At 73.3% G+C, this 16,154-nt stretch carries 14 protein-coding genes; 6 read left to right on the top strand and 8 right to left on the bottom strand.

Features of this window, described 5'->3' with window-relative positions:
• Positions 1 to 230: 230 nt before the first annotated feature.
• Positions 231 to 881 (bottom strand): DUF3017 domain-containing protein, encoded by a 651-nt coding sequence (locus tag ACGH52_RS23570; protein WP_399942107.1) that lies wholly within the window; start codon positions 879 to 881, stop codon positions 231 to 233.
• Positions 871 to 1,725 (bottom strand): bifunctional methylenetetrahydrofolate dehydrogenase/methenyltetrahydrofolate cyclohydrolase, encoded by an 855-nt coding sequence (locus ACGH52_RS23565; protein WP_003974148.1) that lies wholly within the window; start codon positions 1,723 to 1,725, stop codon positions 871 to 873. Before ACGH52_RS23565 ends, ACGH52_RS23570 begins: the two co-directional genes overlap by 11 nt.
• Before the next feature lie 296 nt (positions 1,726 to 2,021).
• On the opposite strand from ACGH52_RS23565, the gene ACGH52_RS23560 reads away from it, so the two are divergent.
• The 4 genes from ACGH52_RS23560 (at position 2,022) to ACGH52_RS23545 (ending at position 5,649) form a co-directional block, all read left to right on the top strand.
• Positions 2,022 to 2,579: a hypothetical protein gene (locus tag ACGH52_RS23560; protein WP_076975917.1), complete on the top strand. Its 558-nt coding sequence runs from the start codon at positions 2,022 to 2,024 to the stop codon at positions 2,577 to 2,579.
• Between the two features lie 123 nt (positions 2,580 to 2,702).
• Complete coding sequence (locus tag ACGH52_RS23555; protein ID WP_171987356.1) at positions 2,703 to 3,449, top strand: FHA domain-containing protein; 747 nt, start codon at positions 2,703 to 2,705, stop codon at positions 3,447 to 3,449.
• Positions 3,446 to 5,029 carry a serine/threonine protein kinase gene (locus tag ACGH52_RS23550; RefSeq protein WP_399942103.1) on the top strand — a complete coding sequence of 528 codons (1,584 nt, stop codon included), beginning with the start codon at positions 3,446 to 3,448 and terminating at the stop codon, positions 5,027 to 5,029. The genes ACGH52_RS23555 and ACGH52_RS23550 overlap by 4 nt, the downstream gene beginning before the upstream one ends.
• 149 nt (positions 5,030 to 5,178) lie before the next feature.
• The gene (locus ACGH52_RS23545) at positions 5,179 to 5,649 is read left to right on the top strand and encodes a hypothetical protein (RefSeq protein WP_210974087.1); all 471 of its coding nucleotides are present in this window, start codon (positions 5,179 to 5,181) and stop codon (positions 5,647 to 5,649) included.
• Between the two features lie 118 nt (positions 5,650 to 5,767).
• Here ACGH52_RS23545 and purH read toward each other — a convergent pair whose 3' ends face one another.
• Together purH and purN are read right to left on the bottom strand one after the other, a co-directional pair.
• A complete protein-coding gene (gene purH / locus ACGH52_RS23540; RefSeq protein ID WP_059302435.1) occupies positions 5,768 to 7,345 on the bottom strand; it encodes a bifunctional phosphoribosylaminoimidazolecarboxamide formyltransferase/IMP cyclohydrolase in 1,578 nt (525 codons plus the stop codon).
• Positions 7,342 to 7,989, bottom strand: a complete 648-nt coding sequence (purN, locus tag ACGH52_RS23535; RefSeq protein WP_121700682.1) for a phosphoribosylglycinamide formyltransferase — start codon at positions 7,987 to 7,989, stop codon at positions 7,342 to 7,344. Before purN ends, purH begins: the two co-directional genes overlap by 4 nt.
• A gap of 292 nt (positions 7,990 to 8,281) precedes the next feature.
• On the opposite strand from purN, the gene ACGH52_RS23530 reads away from it, so the two are divergent.
• Complete coding sequence (locus ACGH52_RS23530; protein ID WP_399942098.1) at positions 8,282 to 9,079, top strand: hypothetical protein; 798 nt, start codon at positions 8,282 to 8,284, stop codon at positions 9,077 to 9,079.
• Positions 9,080 to 9,222: 143 nt separating this feature from the next.
• Here ACGH52_RS23530 and ACGH52_RS23525 read toward each other — a convergent pair whose 3' ends face one another.
• Positions 9,223 to 10,938, bottom strand: coding sequence for a DUF6350 family protein (locus ACGH52_RS23525; RefSeq protein WP_399942096.1), 1,716 nt, complete (start codon positions 10,936 to 10,938; stop codon positions 9,223 to 9,225).
• Positions 10,939 to 11,034: 96 nt separating this feature from the next.
• On the opposite strand from ACGH52_RS23525, the gene ACGH52_RS23520 reads away from it, so the two are divergent.
• Positions 11,035 to 12,171, top strand: coding sequence for a helix-turn-helix domain-containing protein (locus ACGH52_RS23520; RefSeq protein WP_399942093.1), 1,137 nt, complete (start codon positions 11,035 to 11,037; stop codon positions 12,169 to 12,171).
• A 100-nt stretch (positions 12,172 to 12,271) separates the two neighbouring features.
• Here the strand turns inward: ACGH52_RS23520 and sucD are convergent, their stop codons facing one another.
• The 3 genes from sucD to ACGH52_RS23505 form a co-directional block, all read right to left on the bottom strand.
• Positions 12,272 to 13,156, bottom strand: coding sequence for a succinate--CoA ligase subunit alpha (sucD, locus tag ACGH52_RS23515; RefSeq protein WP_059302430.1), 885 nt, complete (start codon positions 13,154 to 13,156; stop codon positions 12,272 to 12,274).
• Between the two features lie 28 nt (positions 13,157 to 13,184).
• A complete protein-coding gene (gene sucC / locus ACGH52_RS23510; RefSeq protein ID WP_059302429.1) occupies positions 13,185 to 14,369 on the bottom strand; it encodes an ADP-forming succinate--CoA ligase subunit beta in 1,185 nt (394 codons plus the stop codon).
• Positions 14,370 to 15,117: 748 nt separating this feature from the next.
• Positions 15,118 to 16,074: a hypothetical protein gene (locus ACGH52_RS23505; protein WP_399942089.1), complete on the bottom strand. Its 957-nt coding sequence runs from the start codon at positions 16,072 to 16,074 to the stop codon at positions 15,118 to 15,120.
• Positions 16,075 to 16,154: the final 80 nt, after the last annotated feature.

The raw sequence follows: 16,154 nt of genomic DNA, 5'->3' as shown, positions 1-16,154 counted from the left end.
CGAACGTGCACCGTCGCACGCCCACCGACCCGTGGTCCAGTGTCCCATCGGCGTTCCCGTGACCGGAACGGAACCCCCGGGATCGAGTCGCGTAGCCGAGTAGCGGAACGGTCACTTCCGTGCCACAGCGCCCTGACAGGCGTTGAACAGGGCGTTCGACGTGCAGGAAGGTTGGTGCCGACGGCGGCCCGTCCTTCCACGGGGGTGAGGACGGGCCGTCGTACGGACCGCTAGCTGACCGTGAAGTGGAGTGTGTCCTTGAGGAACGGGATCTCCAGCACCGGGTCCGGCTGGGCCATCAGCGACAGCAGGGCGATGGAGAGTCCGAAGACTCCGTAGGTCGCGATGTCCGTGAAGCGCGAGCGCACGGCGAGCATGCCGACGTCGGGCAGCACCCAGCGCAGTGCGGCGCCCGCGAGCAGCGCGGCGCCGATCAGCAGCGTCCCCCAGCGGAAGACGCCCAGGGCGGTCAGCAGCAGGCCGAGCCCGACCACCAGCACCACCGTGAGCACCGGCCACTGCCGGGCGGGCGCCGGGGCGTCGCCGCCCGCGGCCCGGCCACCGCCCTCGGGGCGGGCGGTGTCACGGGTGAAGAGCGGGAACCGTCGGGTCGTCCGGCGCGGCCTGCCTTCCGCGTCCGGCGCGCTGACCGGGTCGCGGACGGTGATGTCGTCGGCGGCGCCGGACGAGTCGGGCCGCTCGTCGGGAGCGGGGGTCGTGCGGGCGTCCGGTCCCGCCTCTGGTCCTCCCGGGCGCCGCCCGGGCTCCGCGTTCTCCGGACGTGCGGTGTTCTCCGGACGCTCGGCGTTCTTCGTGCGCGCGGTGTTCTCCGTGCGCTCGGCGTTCTCCGGACGCTCGGCGTCGGTGTCCTCAGCCGGCACTGCGCTCCGCCGCCTCCACCACGTTGACCAGCAGCTGGGCCCGGGTCATGGGGCCGACGCCGCCCGGGTTCGGGGAGATCCAGGCGGCCACCTCGGCCACGCCGGGGTGCACGTCGCCCATGATCTTGCCCTCGGCGTTGCGTGAGACGCCGACGTCGAGGACGGCCGCGCCCGGCTTGACGTCCTCGGGGCGGACCAGGTGCGGGGAACCGGCCGCGGCGATGACGATGTCCGCCCGCTTGAGGTGGGCGGCCAGGTCACGGGTGCCGGTGTGGCACTGGGTGACGGTGGCGTTCTCGCTGCGCCGGGTGAGCAGCAGCGGCATCGGGCGGCCGATGGTGACACCGCGGCCGACGACCACGACCTCGGCGCCCTTGATCTCCACGCCGTAGCGGCGCAGGAGGGTGAGGATGCCGTTGGGGGTGCAGGGCAGCGGCGCCGGCTCGTTCAGGACGAGGCGGCCCAGGTTCATCGGGTGCAGGCCGTCCGCGTCCTTGTCCGGATCCATCAGTTCGAGGATGCGGTTCTCGTCGATGCCCCGGGGCAGCGGCAGCTGGACGATGTAGCCGGTGCAGGCCGGGTCCTCGTTCAGCTCGCGGACGACCGCCTCGATCTCCTCCTGCGTGGCCGTGGCCGGAAGTTCGCGCTGGATGGAGGCGATGCCGACCTGGGCGCAGTCGCGGTGCTTGCCGGCGACGTACTTCTGGCTGCCTGGATCGTCACCGACCAGGACGGTGCCGAGGCCGGGTGTGACACCCCTCTCCTTCAGCGCCGCCACGCGGGCGGTCAGTTCGGACTTGATCGCGGCTGCGGTGGCCTTGCCATCGAGAATCTGGGCGGTCATACCCCCCATCCTCGCGGATGACCGGCCCCCGGTTCCAATCAGGTCGGCGTGCGGGCACCGCGCGGGAACCTTCGGGACGCCACGGGACACGTCCCGCCGTATCCGCTCATGATCGATGTTGTTGCACTTGCACAACGCCTTGCGAACGGGCTGGACAAGTAAGAGTTCGGTCAAGAACGATTGGGCTGCACAGTGCCGCGGGGCCGTACCGGGGGGACGAACCGCTCTCGAAGAATCTCCTCCGAGTCGAGCCGCGCGTCGTCCCCGCACTTGACCGCGACGGAGGAAGACCCGCCATGAGTTTCGGCGATCCGAACAACCCCTACGGCCCCCCGCAGGGCGGCCAGCAGCCGAACTACGGCTACCCGCAGCAGCAGCCGCAGGGCCAGCAGCCCGGTTACGGCTATCCGCAGGCACCACCGGTGCAGCAGCCGTACGGTGCCGCTCCCACGACCATGCCCGGTACGGTCAACACCGCCCGGGTGCTGCTTTGGATCATGGTGGGCTTCCAGGTCATCGGCACGGCGCTGTTCGGCATCTCGGCCGCGGCCGTCGACCAGGCCAAGGACGACGCCGCGTTCGAGGAGTTCGCCGACTACCCGACCGGTGTCCTGTGGGGCTTCATGGTGCTGGCGCTGGTCTGGGGCGTCTGGGCGGCGTTCCTGGCCGCGAAGTTCAATTCGGGCGGCAACGGCCTGCGGGTGACCACCCTGGTCTTCGGCATCCTCACCGCGATCCTCGCCCTCTACCCGTTCACCATCGCGGGCATCGTCCACCTCGTGTTCGGCATCCTGATAGCCGTGTTCGTCGGCAATGCGAAGGGCGCGGCCTGGTTCAAGCGCCCCCGCTACTGACCGGCGGAGCGCTTTCTCGCCAATCACCGTCCAGGGCCGTGTCTCACCCGTACGAGGGGGGCACGGCCCTGGTGCGTCGCCCTAGTCTGGCGTGGGTAGCCGTCAGGCACGGGGAGACGCACCTTGTACAGCATCATCGTGGTACCTCCGCCGACCACGGAGGACGAACCCACCCGCACCCAGTACCGGCTCGCGCCCGGCGAACGGCTCGTCTTCGGGCGGTCCGTGCCCGAGGGCGGGCTGCGGATCGGGCACGACGGGGTGTCCCGCAGAGCCGGTGAGATCGCGGCGCACGGCACCTTCTGGACCCTGAGCAACCTCTGCGCCCACCAGACCTACGTGGTGGAGAACCCGGAGGGCGCGGGCGAGCACATCAAGGTGGCGCCGGGCCGCCTCGACGCACCGGTGCCGTTCGAGTTCTCGCGGATCGTGCTGCCCGCCGCCGGTGACCTGCTCCCGGTCGAGGTGTGGGCGCCGCGCCACGACTACCTGCGCGGCGAGGACGGCGCCGACGGCGAGCCGACCGCCCCGGCCTTCTCCGTGGACCGCACCAAGCGGTACTTCGCGGTGCTGGCCGCACTGTGCGAGCCGAGGCTGCGCGGGGCGCCGCACGCGCCGCTGCCGACCATGGACCAGGTCGTCGAGCGGCTCCGCCCGTCCTGGCCGGCCGCCTCGCGTACGTCGGTGCAGTGGAACATCGACTACCTCGCCGTGAAGCTGCGGCTGAAGCCGGGCCCGGAGACCGCCGAGCCGGGACCGCGGCTGAACGGCAAGAAGGAGTCGCTGGTCTCGCTGGCGCTCCGCTTCGACCTGGTCCGCGAGGACGACCTGGTGGTCCTCGCGGCGCCGTCCGGACGGGCGCTGCGGTGAGCGAGCCGTACGCCGTCCCGGTGCCCAGGGGGTACCGGGTGGGCGCCTGGGAGGTGCGCGAGCCCCTCGCGACCGGCGCCTTCGGCAGCGTGTACGCGGCGCGGCGCACGGGCGGCACGGCCGGCACCGCGGGTGGGGGCGGGGGTCTGCCGGACACCGTCGCGCTGAAGTTCCTGCCCACCGGCACCGGCACCCCGCGGCAGCTGTCCCACCTGCGGGATCTGGTCGAGCGCGAGGTCGAGTTGCTGCGCCGACTGCGGCGGCCCCGGCTGATCCGGATGTACGAGACCCTCACCGTCGACGACCCCGCCCACCCCCGGCTCGACGGCGCCACCGTCCTCGTCCTGGAGCGGGCCGAGGGCTCGCTGTCCGCGCTGCTCGCCGCCACGCCCCGACCGCAGGCCGGGCCCGCGCTGCTCGCGCAGGTCTGCGAGGGCCTGCAGCAACTGCACCGCGCGGGCTGGGTGCACGGCGACCTGAAACCGGCCAACGTGCTGCTGATGGCGGACGGTTCGGTGCGGCTCGCCGACTTCAACATGGCCGCCGAGCTGGAGGGCACCCACGCGTACACGCCCGCCTTCTCCACCCCGGACTACACCCCGCCCGAGCTGCTGTGGTCCGAGATCGGCGAACGGGGCCGCCGGATCCGCCCGTCCGCCGACGTGTGGGCCTTCGGCGTCCTGGCCCACCTGGTGCTCACGGGTTCCTTCCCGCTGCCCGGCGGCACCCCGACGGCCCGCCGCGACGCCGCCGTCGCCTACGCCCGCGGCACCCACGAGCTGCGCCTGTCCCCCGAACTGCCAGCGGTGTGGCGGGAGATCGTGCGGGCGTGCCTGACCCGTACGCACGCCGACCGGATCGGCACCGACGCCCTGCTGCGCCGGGTGACGGGCGCGGCGGGGGGTGCGATCGGCACGGCGAGGTTCCCGCTCCGGCCGCGCACCCGTCCCCGGCGCGGGGCCCTGGCCGCCACGGCCGCGGTGCTCCTCGCCCTCGCCGCGCTCGGCTACGGCGTCGCCCGCTGGACCGACGACGGCCCAGGCCCCGTCGCGGTCCCGCGCCCCGGCGGCACCGCGAGTGTCGCCGCCGCCTCCTACGGCGCGGCCGAACTGCGCACCGACCGGGACGTGCCGCCCGCCTACCGCCTGCTGATCGTGGAGACGGCGCACGACTGCGGGCACAAGGAGGTCAGCCCGGCCCTGATCGCGGCCGTCCTGAAGGTCGAGAGCGACTTCGACCCGGACCTCGCCGACCCGGCCAAGGACGAGTACGGCATCGCCCGCTGGACCCCGAGCGTGCTGCGCTGGTGGATGAACGAGGACGGCACCCCGGGCGAGACCGTGCCCCAGCCGCCGTTCCCGCCCGCCGAGTCCATTCCGGCGATGGGCCGTTACCTGTGCTGGATCACTCCCCGGCTCGACGCCGGTCTGCCGGGCGACCGCAGCGTGCTGGTCGCCGCCGCGTACCGGACGTCGTACCGGAAGGTGAACGACGCGGGCGGTGTTCCCCCGAAGTACCGCGACTACGCCGACCGCGTCGCTCACCACCTCAAGGAGTACACGCCCCGGGGCGGGACGTGACCCTGGGAGTTCCGAGGTTCCGCACGGCGGGCGTCCCCGGCACGGTGTGAGCACACCGCCTCGGCGGCAGACCGGTACGACCACCACGGCCTATACGGCCAGTACGACCGGTAAACCGGTACGACAACGACGTTCACGGGGGAACGAGAATGAAGATCGTCAAGTCCGCAGTGCTCCTCCTCGCGGCCACCGCCCTGGCCGCCGGGTCCACGGTCGCGGCCACGGCCGCCGACGGCCCGGACGGCACCCGGGTGACCGGCCTCCAGCAGAAGGCCGGCCAGGTGCTGGCCGACGCCCCGAAGCCCCTGCGCGTGACCGCCGACGCGGTCGAGTACGAGGGCCTGACCGTGACCGACGCGCCCGTGACCAAGGGCGCCCAGGACCTGGCCTGCGACTACGGCCACCTGTGCATGGTGGTCAAGGGCACGAAGTTCGACTTCTACAGGTGCCAGACGTGGAACCTGACCAACTGGACCGGCGACGGCCCCTTCACCAACAACCAGACCCGGGGCACGGTCGCCAAGTTCTTCAACCAGGACGGCAGCGTCCGCTGGACGTCCACGGCCTACCAGGCCGGCACCGCGACCTGGGACCCGATCTGGTCGCTGCGCCCCTGCTGATCCGCCCACCCGGGTCCGGCGGCCCCCGTCCCCCTCATCGCCTCACCGCGGAGGGACGGGGGCCGTCCCGCCGTCGGCGTCCCGATGCCTGCGCACGGGGACGCCCACTCATGCCGCGTCAGTGGAAGAAGTGCCGCGTCCCCGTGAAGTACATCGTCACGCCGGCCTTCTTCGCCGCCTCGACGACCAGTTCGTCGCGGACCGAGCCGCCGGGCTGGACCACGGCCTTCACCCCGGCGCCCGTGAGGATCTCCAGGCCGTCCGGGAAGGGGAAGAAGGCGTCGGAGGCGGCGTACGCCCCCTGCGCGCGCTCGGCGCCGGCCCGCTCCACCGCGAGCTTCGCGGAGTCGACGCGGTTGACCTGGCCCATGCCGACGCCGACGGAGGCGCCGTCCTTGGCGAGGAGGATCGCGTTGGACTTGACCGCCCGGCACGCCTTCCAGGCGAAGGCCAGCTCGGCCAGCTCCGCCTCGGACAGGGCCTCGCCGGTCGCGAGGGTCCAGGCGGCGGGGTCGTCGCCCTCGGCCTGGAGGCGGTCGGTGACCTGGAGGAGGGCGCCGCCGTCGACGGGCTTGACCTCGACCGGGGCGGCGGGCGCCTCGGGGGCGCGCAGCACGCGGATGTTCTTCTTCTTGGTGAGGGCTTCGAGGGCGCCGTCCTCGTAGTCCGGCGCGACGATGACCTCGGTGAAGATCTCGGCCACCTGCTCGGCCATCTCCTTGGAGACCGGGCGGTTGACCGCGATCACGCCGCCGAACGCGGACAGCGGGTCGCAGGCGTGCGCCTTGCGGTGCGCCTCGGCGACGTCCGCGCCGACCGCGATGCCGCAGGGGTTGGCGTGCTTGATGATCGCGACGCAGGGCTCGGCGTGGTCGTACGCGGCACGGCGGGCGGCGTCCGTGTCCGTGTAGTTGTTGTACGACATCTCCTTGCCGTGCAGCTGCTCCGCCTGCGCGAGGCCACCGCCCTCGGGGGAGGTGTAGAGCGCGGCGGGCTGGTGCGGGTTCTCGCCGTAGCGCAGGGTGTGGGCGCGCTCGTAGGTGGCGCCGAGGAAGTCGGGGAACCCGGACTCGTCGACGGGGGCGTACTCGGCGGCGAACCAGGAGGCGACGGCCACGTCGTACGCGGCGGTGTGCTGGAAGGCCTCGGCGGCCAGGCGCTTGCGGGCGGCGAGGTCGAAGCCGCCGTCCTTGACCGCGGAGAGCACGTCGGCGTACCGGGCCGGGCTGGTGACGACCGCGACGGAGGGGTGGTTCTTGGCGGCGGCGCGCACCATGGAGGGGCCGCCGATGTCGATCTGCTCGACGCACTCGTCGGCCGTGGCGCCCGAGGCGACGGTCTCGCGGAACGGGTAGAGGTTGACCACGACCAGGTCGAACGGCGCCACGCCCAGCTCGTCGAGCTGCTGACGGTGGCTCTCCAGGCGCAGGTCGGCGAGGATGCCGGCGTGCACCTTGGGGTGCAGGGTCTTGACCCGCCCGTCCAGGCACTCGGGGAAGCCGGTCAGCTCCTCGACCTTGGTGACGGGGACCCCGGCGGCGGCGATCCGCCCGGCGGTCGACCCGGTGGAGACCAGCTCGACGCCGGCCTCGTGCAGCCCGCGCGCGAGCTCTTCGAGCCCGGTCTTGTCGTAGACGCTGACGAGCGCGCGACGGATGGCCCGCTTGTTGCTCCCGGCGGTGGCGGTGGCGGTCACTGGATAACTACCTTTCGTCCCTCAATGCGATAGCCGTTGCGGGCGAGCCGCCCCACGACATCGACGAGCAGCCTTCGCTCGACTTCCTTGATGCGCTCGTGCAGAGCGGCACCTTCGTCTTCGTAGTCCTCGTCCCGGACCTCCACCACGCCCTGCGCGATGATCGGCCCGGTGTCGACGCCGTCGTCGACGAAGTGGACGGTGCAGCCGGTGACCCTGGCGCCGTACGCGAGCGCGTCCCGCACACCGTGGGCCCCCGGGAAACTGGGGAGGAGGGCGGGGTGGGTGTTGACGAACCGCCCGCCGAACCGCGCGAGGAACTCCTTCCCCACGATCTTCATGAACCCGGCCGAGACGACGAGGTCCGGCTCGTGGGCCGCGACGGCCTCGGCGAGCGCGGCGTCCCACTCCTCGCGGGTCCCGTAGTCCTTGACCCTGCGTACGAAGGTCGCCACCCCGGCACGCTCGGCGCGGGCGAGCCCCTCGATGCCGTCGCGGTCGGCGCCGACGGCCACGATCTCGGCCCCGTAGGCCTCGGCGCCGGTGGCGGCGATCTCGTCGAGGAGTGCCTGGAGGTTGGTGCCGGATCCGGAGACCAGCACGACGAGGCGCTTGGCTCGCCGGTCCACGGGCTTGGCGGCCACGGTGGGGGCCTTTCTCGGGAAGGCGGATCTGTTTGTACGGTCGTACGAATGCTTCGCGCCCCGGGATACGGGGAAGTCTACGAAGCGGCCGACCGTCAGCAACGATACCGGCACACCGGACGGCCCCCTCGGGACGGGGGCGTGGCCGGAAGGTAGCGTCTGCGTGGAGCCGGGGCGGGAACGCGGCCTGGGCGTCAGGCGTTCACCAGACGTACCGACCAGTTCGCCGCTCCACCAGCTCACCGTTCCACCGCCGCCCGTTCACCGTCGCCAAGGGGAAGACGCTCAGTTGATGCCGGACCGCAGCCTGCGACTGCTCACGCTCCCCCAGCAGTCGGCGCAGCCAGGGGGGCGCAGCACCGTGTTGCTGCGGGAGCGTCCCTCGTCACCGCCCGACACGCCCGCGGACCGGAGGAACGGCGGCGAGCAGGACGGCTCCACCGACCAGGACAATCCGTTCGCACCGCCCCCGGAGGGCACGCCGGACCGCCCCTGGCAGCCGCGGCACCCGTCGGGCGACGGCGGTTCCGAAGGCTCGTCCGGCTCCCCGGGCGAGGGCGGGCGTTCCCCGTGGGGCGGCCAGTGGAGCGACCGGCAGCCCGGCCGGTCCCCCGGCGGCTTCGGCGAGCGGCCCGGCGGTTCGGGCGGCTCCGAGGGCCAGAGCGGCGGCCCGGGCCCGCGCTGGGACCCGACGGACCCCGCCCAGCGGCGTGCCCGCTACGCCCTGCTGAGCGGCATGTGGGCCCTCTTCTTCGCCCTCTTCACCTGGCCGTACGTGGCCCTGCTGCTCGGCGCCCTGGCCCTGTACTGGGGCATCAGCGCGCTGCGCGCCAAGCCCCGCGCCGCCTCCGACCCGGACACCCCGGCCCCGCCCGCCGAGCAGACCGGCCGCCCGCAGCGCACCGCCGCGATCAGCGGCCTGGTCACGTCGTCCCTGGCCATCGTCCTGGTCGCCGCGTCCTTCGGCGCCCAGCTGATCTACAGCGACTACTACACCTGCCGCGAGGACGCCCTCACCAACGCGGCGGAACAGTCCTGCGAACGCCACCTGCCGGAGCAACTGCGCCCCCTGCTGGGCACGGAGGACTGACCCCCTCAACCAACCAGCCCGTCCGGCGCTTGAGGACGAGGCCGTCCAGGCCGAAGGGGGGTCTGGGGGCACAGCCCCCAGGGACGGGAATGGGAAGGGGCGGCGGGGGCGAAGAAAGTCCCTCGCGACCGCCGCGCCCCTGTTCACCCCCCGCCGCGAGGCGACTCCCCGGGACCGTCGACCGGCAGCAGGTCATACCCGACCCCGCCAACGCCAACGCCATCGCCGTCGTCGTCGTACAACCCCAACGGCACCGCGCCCTCATCACCCCCCTGCTCCCCGCCCCCGGGCGGCGCCGCGGCCCCTTTCTCCCCCCGCTTCCACCACCGCCCCACGAGGGGCACCGAAACCCACGCCCACGCCACCCGGCGCCCACGTCCGCCGCCCTCCTCGCCGGCCCCGGACACCTCCCCCACCGCCTCCCGCGCGGCAGCGCCCCGGCACCGCCACGCCCGCGCCACCACGGCCACCGGCACCGCCACCACCCCGATCCACACCAGCGTCGCTCCCCCGGCCTGCCACCACACCGGCCCGAACCGGGCGAGCGCGGCGCTCCCGAGCGGCCCCCCGGCGAACGCGGCCAGCAGGGCGACGAGCAGCGCGCACAGAACGGCGGCCACGAGGGCGGCGCCCGCGGTCCGCCGCCACGACCACGCCCCGGCGACCGAGCCCGCCCCCGACTCACCCGGCTTACCTCGCTTGCCCGGCTCACGCGACTCACCCCGGTCACCCGACGTGGCCGTCCGCGCCGTGAACCACCCCACCACCGCCCCCGCCGCCAACGGCACCGCCCCGGCCGCCCAGTGCAGCGGGGTACCCGGCCCCGCGTCCGGCACCGCCGCCAGCAGCGGGAACGGCGGCAGCAGCGCCGCGGGAGCGGAGGCGGTGGGCGCCACGACATGCCCGGTCCCGAGCACGAAGCCGGGTCCGAGGGCGTACACCGCCGCCCACACCGCCGCGTTCGGCACCAGCGTCAGACAGAGCAGCAGTACGGCGAGCCTCCCCGACCACCCCTCCGTCAGCCGCAGGAACGCCTCCCCCACCGCGGCCGAGTGCCATACGAGTGACACCGCGAGCAGCAGCGCGCCACCTCCGACGAGCACCGCCGCACCGGCGCCCGCGGCGCGCGTCGCGGCGCCCAGGCGCGCGTCCGGCTCCACCATCAGCTCCCGCAGCTTCCGCGGCAGCACGCGCAGCGCCCGCCCCACGGGCCCGCCGGGCCGGCCGAACGCCGTCCACACCCCGGCGCCCGCCGCTCCCATGGCGACCAGCGGCAGGCAGACCGCCGCCCACCAGGACGAGGGCCGCAGCGCCCCGCCCTGCGCGTACAGGACGACGGGCCCGGCGACGGCGAGGTAGCCGAGGACGACCCCCGTCCAGGCCACGCGCGCGGAGACGGGCGGCGGCCCGGCGTCCGGGGCGGCCGCCATCCACGCCGGGCGCGCCCCGGACCCCGCCTTGGGAGCCGCGCCCACGGCCACGCCCACACCGTCCCCGGGGTCCGTGGCGTCCCGGGCGGCGCGGTGCAGCAGCCACACCGGCAGGAGGAGGAACAGCAACGGGGTGACGCCGACGGGCGCGGGGGTGCCGGAGAGGGTGTCGGCACGCACCAGTTCGGCCCCGTGCGCCAGCACCCACAGCGCGGCGGCGATGTGGAGGGCGCCCCCGGGCCCGCTGTCGGGGTACGGCGAACTGATCCACAGCAGCGTCACGAGTGCGGCGCACGCCGCGAGACCCAGCACCGCCGCGACCACGCCGCCCAGGAGTCCGGCGGCCAGCCCGGGCGACCGGTCCCGCCACCGGGCACGCAGCAGGGAGAGCGGGGCTGGACGAGCGGTCGTCTGGATCACGCCCGCCATGCTCCCAACGACACGCGCTTTCCCGGCGTAACGGGCGAAGCTCCGTTGTGTCGCTCAATATATGTTTATGTACTTTTTCGTACGAAGGGGTGCCTCGTGACACGCAGCCCCGCAACCCCACTCCCAGCCCCGAAGGCACGCCGACGCCTGCGTGAGTCCGCCGCACTGACACAGCCTCAACTCGCGACCCGGGTGGGTGTCACCCCCGCCACGGTCCGTGCGTGGGAGAGCGGCCGTACGACTCCACGAGGCCGGAAGCGGGAGGCGTACGCGAAGTTGCTGAAGACGCTGGCCGAGGAAGAGGCAGCACGGCAGGCGAAGCGGGAACGGGAACGGGAAGACAAAGAAGAACCCGCACCGGAACCAGCCCCAGAACCCCAACCCGAACCCGAATCGGCATCGCAACCGAAACCGAAACAGGAGCCGGAGCCCGTCGCGCTGACGCCCGCTCAGGCCTTCGACGCGCTGTACGCGTTCAGCGCCCCCGCCCTCGTACGGCAGACCTTCCTGCTGACCGGCCGGCGCGAGCAGGCGCGCGAGTCGGTGGAACGGGCCTTCCAGGCCGCCTGGGAACGCTGGCCGGAGGTGGCCCGCGACCGGGACCCGGTGGGCTGGGTACGGGCGACGGCGTACGAGTACGCGCTCTCGCCCTGGCAGCGGTTCCGCCCCCGCCACCGGCACCCCGAGCCGCCGCCCGCCGACCCCGGCGACCGCACGCTGCTGAACACGCTGCTCAGGCTCCCCCCGCGGCACCGCCGCACGCTCGTGCTGTACGACGGCGTGGGCCTGGACCTGCCCGAGACGGCGGCGGAGACGGAGGCGAGCACCCCGGCGGCGGCGAACCGGCTGCTGCACGCCCGCGAGGCCGTAGCCGGCCGGCTGCCCGCGCTGGCCGACCCGCAGGTGCTGCACCGCAGGCTGGCCGAGCTGGCGTCGAACGAGCGGCTGCGGGCGGCCGAGCCGCCGGTCGTGCGCGGGGGCGGCGAACGCCGGGCGCGGTTCTGGACCCGGGCCGCGATCGCGTTCACGGTCGCCCTCATCGGGACCACGGCCCTGACCGTGCGTACGGCGCCCACGCACTACGAACCGCCCGTGTCCCCCGGTCAGGCGGTGCGCGGTGTGCCGCCCAAGGTGGCCCCGGGGTCGCTGTCGGACGAGGAGCTGGAGCTGCGGCAGAAGCTGCGGGACCAGGTGCAGGACGGTCCGGAGCGGCTGAGCCCGAGGCTCGAATGACGTGGCCCGGCGCACGGAAACACCGAGTGGCCCGCCCCCTGTGGACAGGGGGCGGGCCACTCGGTGTGGCACAGACGCTCGGCCTGCGCGCGAGGCGTTGTCAGCCGGCCAGGATGGCGCGGGCGAGCTTCGCCGTCTCGGTCGGCGTCTTGCCGACCTTGACGCCGGCGGCCTCCAGGGCCTCCTTCTTCGCCTGGGCGGTGCCGGACGAACCGGAGACGATGGCGCCGGCGTGGCCCATGGTCTTGCCCTCGGGCGCGGTGAAGCCCGCGACGTAGCCGACGACCGGCTTGGTCACGTTCTTCGAGATGTACTCCGCCGCACGCTCCTCGGCGTCGCCGCCGATCTCGCCGATCATGACGATCAGGTCGGTCTCGGGGTCGGCCTCGAACGCGGCGAGCGCGTCGATGTGCGTGGTGCCGATGATCGGGTCGCCACCGATGCCGACGGCGGTCGAGAAGCCGATGTCACGCAGCTCGTACATCATCTGGTACGTCAGCGTGCCGGACTTCGAGACCAGGCCGATGCGGCCCGGCTTGGTGATGTCGCCCGGGATGATGCCGACGTTGGACTGGCCCGGCGTGATGATGCCGGGGCAGTTCGGGCCGATGATCCGGGTCTTGTTGCCCTTCTTGCCGGCGTACGACCAGAAGGCGGCCGAGTCGTGCACGGCGATGCCCTCGGTGATCACGACGGCCAGCGGGATCTCGGCGTCGATGGCCTCGACGACGGCGTCCTTGGTGAACTTCTCCGGCACGAAGATGACGGAGACGTTGGCGCCGGTCTTCTCGATGGCCTCCTTGACGGTGCCGAAGACCGGTACCTCGTTGCCGTCGAAGTCCACGGTGGTGCCCGCCTTGCGCGGGTTCACGCCGCCCACGACCTCGGTGCCGTCACCGAGCATGAGCTTGGTGTGCTTCATGCCGGTGGCGCCGGTCATGCCCTGGACGATGACCTTGCTGTCCTTGTTGAGCCAGATAGCCATGGTGTGTTGGTGTCCTCGTCCTGAGTGCTTACTTGGCGGCGGCGTGAGCCAGCTCGGCGGCCTTGTCGGCCGCGCCGTCCATGGTGTCGACGCGCTGGACCAGCGGGTGGTTGGCGTCGGTGAGGATCTTGCGGCCCAGCTCGGCGTTGTTGCCGTCGAGACGGACGACGAGCGGCTTCTCGACCTTCTCGCCGCGGTCCTCCAGGAGCTTCAGCGCCTGGACGATGCCGTTGGCGACCTCGTCGCAGGCGGTGATGCCGCCGAAGACGTTGACGAACACGGAGCGGACGTCCGGGTCGCCGAGGATGATCTCCAGGCCGTTCGCCATGACCTGGGCGGAGGCACCGCCACCGATGTCCAGGAAGTTGGCGGGCTTGACGTTGCCGTGCTTCTCACCGGCGTACGCGACGACGTCGAGGGTGCTCATGACGAGACCCGCGCCGTTGCCGATGATGCCGACCTCGCCGTCGAGCTTGACGTAGTTGAGGTTCTTCTCCTTGGCAGCCGCCTCGAGCGGGTTGGCGGCGGCCTTGTCGTGGAGCTCCTCGAAGTCCGGGTGACGGAACTCGGCGTTGTCGTCGAGCGACACCTTGCCGTCGAGGGCGATGACGTCGCCGGAGACGACCTTGGCCAGCGGGTTGACCTCGACCAGGAGGGCGTCCTCCTTGATGAAGGTGTCCCACAGCTTGACCAGGATGTCGGCGACCTTGTCGGCGACCTCGGCCGGGAACTTCGCGGCCTCGACGATCTCGCGCGCCTTCTCGGGCGTCACGCCGTCGATCGCGTCGATCGGGGTCTTGGCGACGGCCTCCGGACGGGTGGCCGCCACCTCCTCGATCTCCATGCCGCCCTCGACGGAGGCGATGGAGAGGAAGGTGCGGTTGGCACGGTCGAGGAGGAAGGAGACGTAGTACTCCTCGACGATCTCGGGGGCGGTCTCGGCGATCATCACCTTGTGGACCGTGTGGCCCTTGATGTCCATGCCGAGGATGTCCGTCGCGCGGGCGACGGCCTCGTCCGCGGAGGCGGCCAGCTTCACGCCACCGGCCTTGCCACGACCACCGACCTTCACCTGCGCCTTGACGACGGACTTGCCGCCCAGACGCTCGGTGATCTCGCGCGCCGCCTCAGGCGTGTCGATGACTTCACCGGCCAGCACCGGTACATCGTGCTTGGCGAAGAGGTCCCTCGCCTGGTACTCGAACAGGTCCACGCGCTTCCGTCCCTATCAGTGATCTCGCGGTTCGTTGGATGCGTGGGCGTGCCGCGAGGGCAACGTGACGTCCGCTGTGAGTCACAAGGGGGGCGCACACGGTGTCCGAGCGCGCGGCATGTCCGTCTCGCAGGTTATCGCCGCATGCGGAGGGTCTCTAAATCGTGGGTCACACCTGAGCGGTGATGCCTGTCACATGATGCCGCGCTCACTGGCACCCGGTGCCGGGTGTGAGCCGGGCTTGGCGCGCATCGCGCGGCGGTGAAGGGCCTCACCGGGCTGGGGTTGACCCGGTGAGGCCCGTGGGCTCCCCGGCGGCCGCACGGGTGCGGTGCGCCGGGGTGCGGGCGGGCCGGTCCCCACCCCAATGGGGACCGGCCCGCCCGGACCGCGGGGTTTCGGCCGGACGGAGGCCGACGGCTTTCGGCCGTTCCGGGGCCTGTCGCCCGCGGGGTCCATGGCTGTGCCGCGGAACCGGGGCCACGAGACGCCGTTGCCCGGCACCGTGCGCCGGACACCGGCTGGAGGGCGCCGACTAGGAGCCGGGCTGGGGGCCGCCTGGGGTGTCCGGTGGGCCGGGACGGGGCGCCCGGGCCGTAGGAGCCGGACGCAGGGGGGCGTCGGGACCGACGGCGAGCAGGCCCCACGGCCCGGTCCGGCGCATACGGCGGCTACGGCGGCCGTGACAGTTGGGCAGCTGGGACGGCTCTGTGGCGGCTGCTGGCGGCGCGCGGCAGGGGCGCCCGCTCTAGGCAGGCGAGACGGGGATGTCCCGGTACGGCTCGCGGACCCCGGCCGCGTCGGCCCGCTCGGAGGCGCCGGGGACGAGCCGGAAGGTGAGCAGGAGCTGCGGGGTGACCGCGCGGGTGTCGCCGTGGCGCGGAGTGCCCTGGTCGGCGCCGGAGGCGGTGCCGAGCGCCCCGTCGGGGTCGCCGGTGGGCGCGGGGCGGGCGGGGGCGTACTCGGTGTGCGCGGTTCCGGTCCGGTGAGTGCGGGTGTGCGCGTCGGGCGCCGGTCCGGCGCCGGGCTGCGGGCCGTATCCGACGAGGGGTGCGCGGCTTCCGGCGCCCTCGACGACGCGGGCGTCGGCGGCATCGGCCGGGTCCGCGGCACCGGAGGCGTCCGCCGCCACCGGCGCGGGCTCGGCCCGCGGGTCCGGAACGGCCGACGGTGAACGGCCGGAAAGGCCACTCAGGTCGGTCAGGCCCGGCAGATCGGTCAGTGCCGGTATGTCGGTGAGGTCCGGCACGTCGGCCGGGTCCGAGGAGTCCGACGGGTCTGCCGGACGGGACGGGCCGGGCGGACCGGGGCGTACGACCGCCTCGGTCACCGTCTCCACCGCGTCACCGACCGGTCGCGCCACCCGGTCCCGCACGACCCGGACGACGCCCTCGGTGACGGGACGGAGGTCCGGAACCAACGCGCCGGAGTCCGGCACCGGCACCGGCCGCCCCGGCACCGCTTCGGCGTCCTGGACGGGCCCGGCGTCCAGCGGGCTCCGGGGCTGCGCGGAGACGTCGAGGACCCGGCCGACCGCGTCCGTCAGGGTCCCCGGCCCTTCGTCGGCCGCCTGTGCCCGCCCTCCGCAGAGCAGCCCGATGACGAACAACCCGCCCACCAGCAGACCCACGTGCAGCGCACGCCGCCCGGCCGCCGTGCGCAGGACGCGCAGGGCGGCACCGGGCAGGACTGCTGACCAGATCAAGAGGGGGAGGTTCCTCCCGTGCGGCGGAACGGGCCGCGCGTCGAACAACGCATCGACGCGCCGCGCGATACTCGCACGTA

It is taken from the genome of Streptomyces sp. BBFR25, from assembly GCF_044590125.1.
Lineage (GTDB): Bacteria > Actinomycetota > Actinomycetes > Streptomycetales > Streptomycetaceae > Streptomyces > Streptomyces canus_D.
The sequence above is the reverse complement of the archived record's forward strand: the minus strand, read 5'-3'. Positions and strand labels throughout refer to the sequence as shown.

What these genes read in the sequence shown, in the direction of transcription:
- ACGH52_RS23565 (WP_003974148.1), bottom strand. Translation starts at nt 1,725, where the DNA reads ATGACCGCCCAGATTCTCGATGGCAAGGCCACCGCAGCCGCGATCAAG.
- ACGH52_RS23560 (WP_076975917.1), top strand. Translation starts at nt 2,022, where the DNA reads ATGAGTTTCGGCGATCCGAACAACCCCTACGGCCCCCCGCAGGGCGGC.
- ACGH52_RS23545 (WP_210974087.1), top strand. Translation starts at nt 5,179, where the DNA reads ATGAAGATCGTCAAGTCCGCAGTGCTCCTCCTCGCGGCCACCGCCCTG.
- ACGH52_RS23530 (WP_399942098.1), top strand. Translation starts at nt 8,282, where the DNA reads ATGCCGGACCGCAGCCTGCGACTGCTCACGCTCCCCCAGCAGTCGGCG.
- ACGH52_RS23525 (WP_399942096.1), bottom strand. Translation starts at nt 10,938, where the DNA reads ATGGCGGGCGTGATCCAGACGACCGCTCGTCCAGCCCCGCTCTCCCTG.
- sucD (WP_059302430.1), bottom strand. Translation starts at nt 13,156, where the DNA reads ATGGCTATCTGGCTCAACAAGGACAGCAAGGTCATCGTCCAGGGCATG.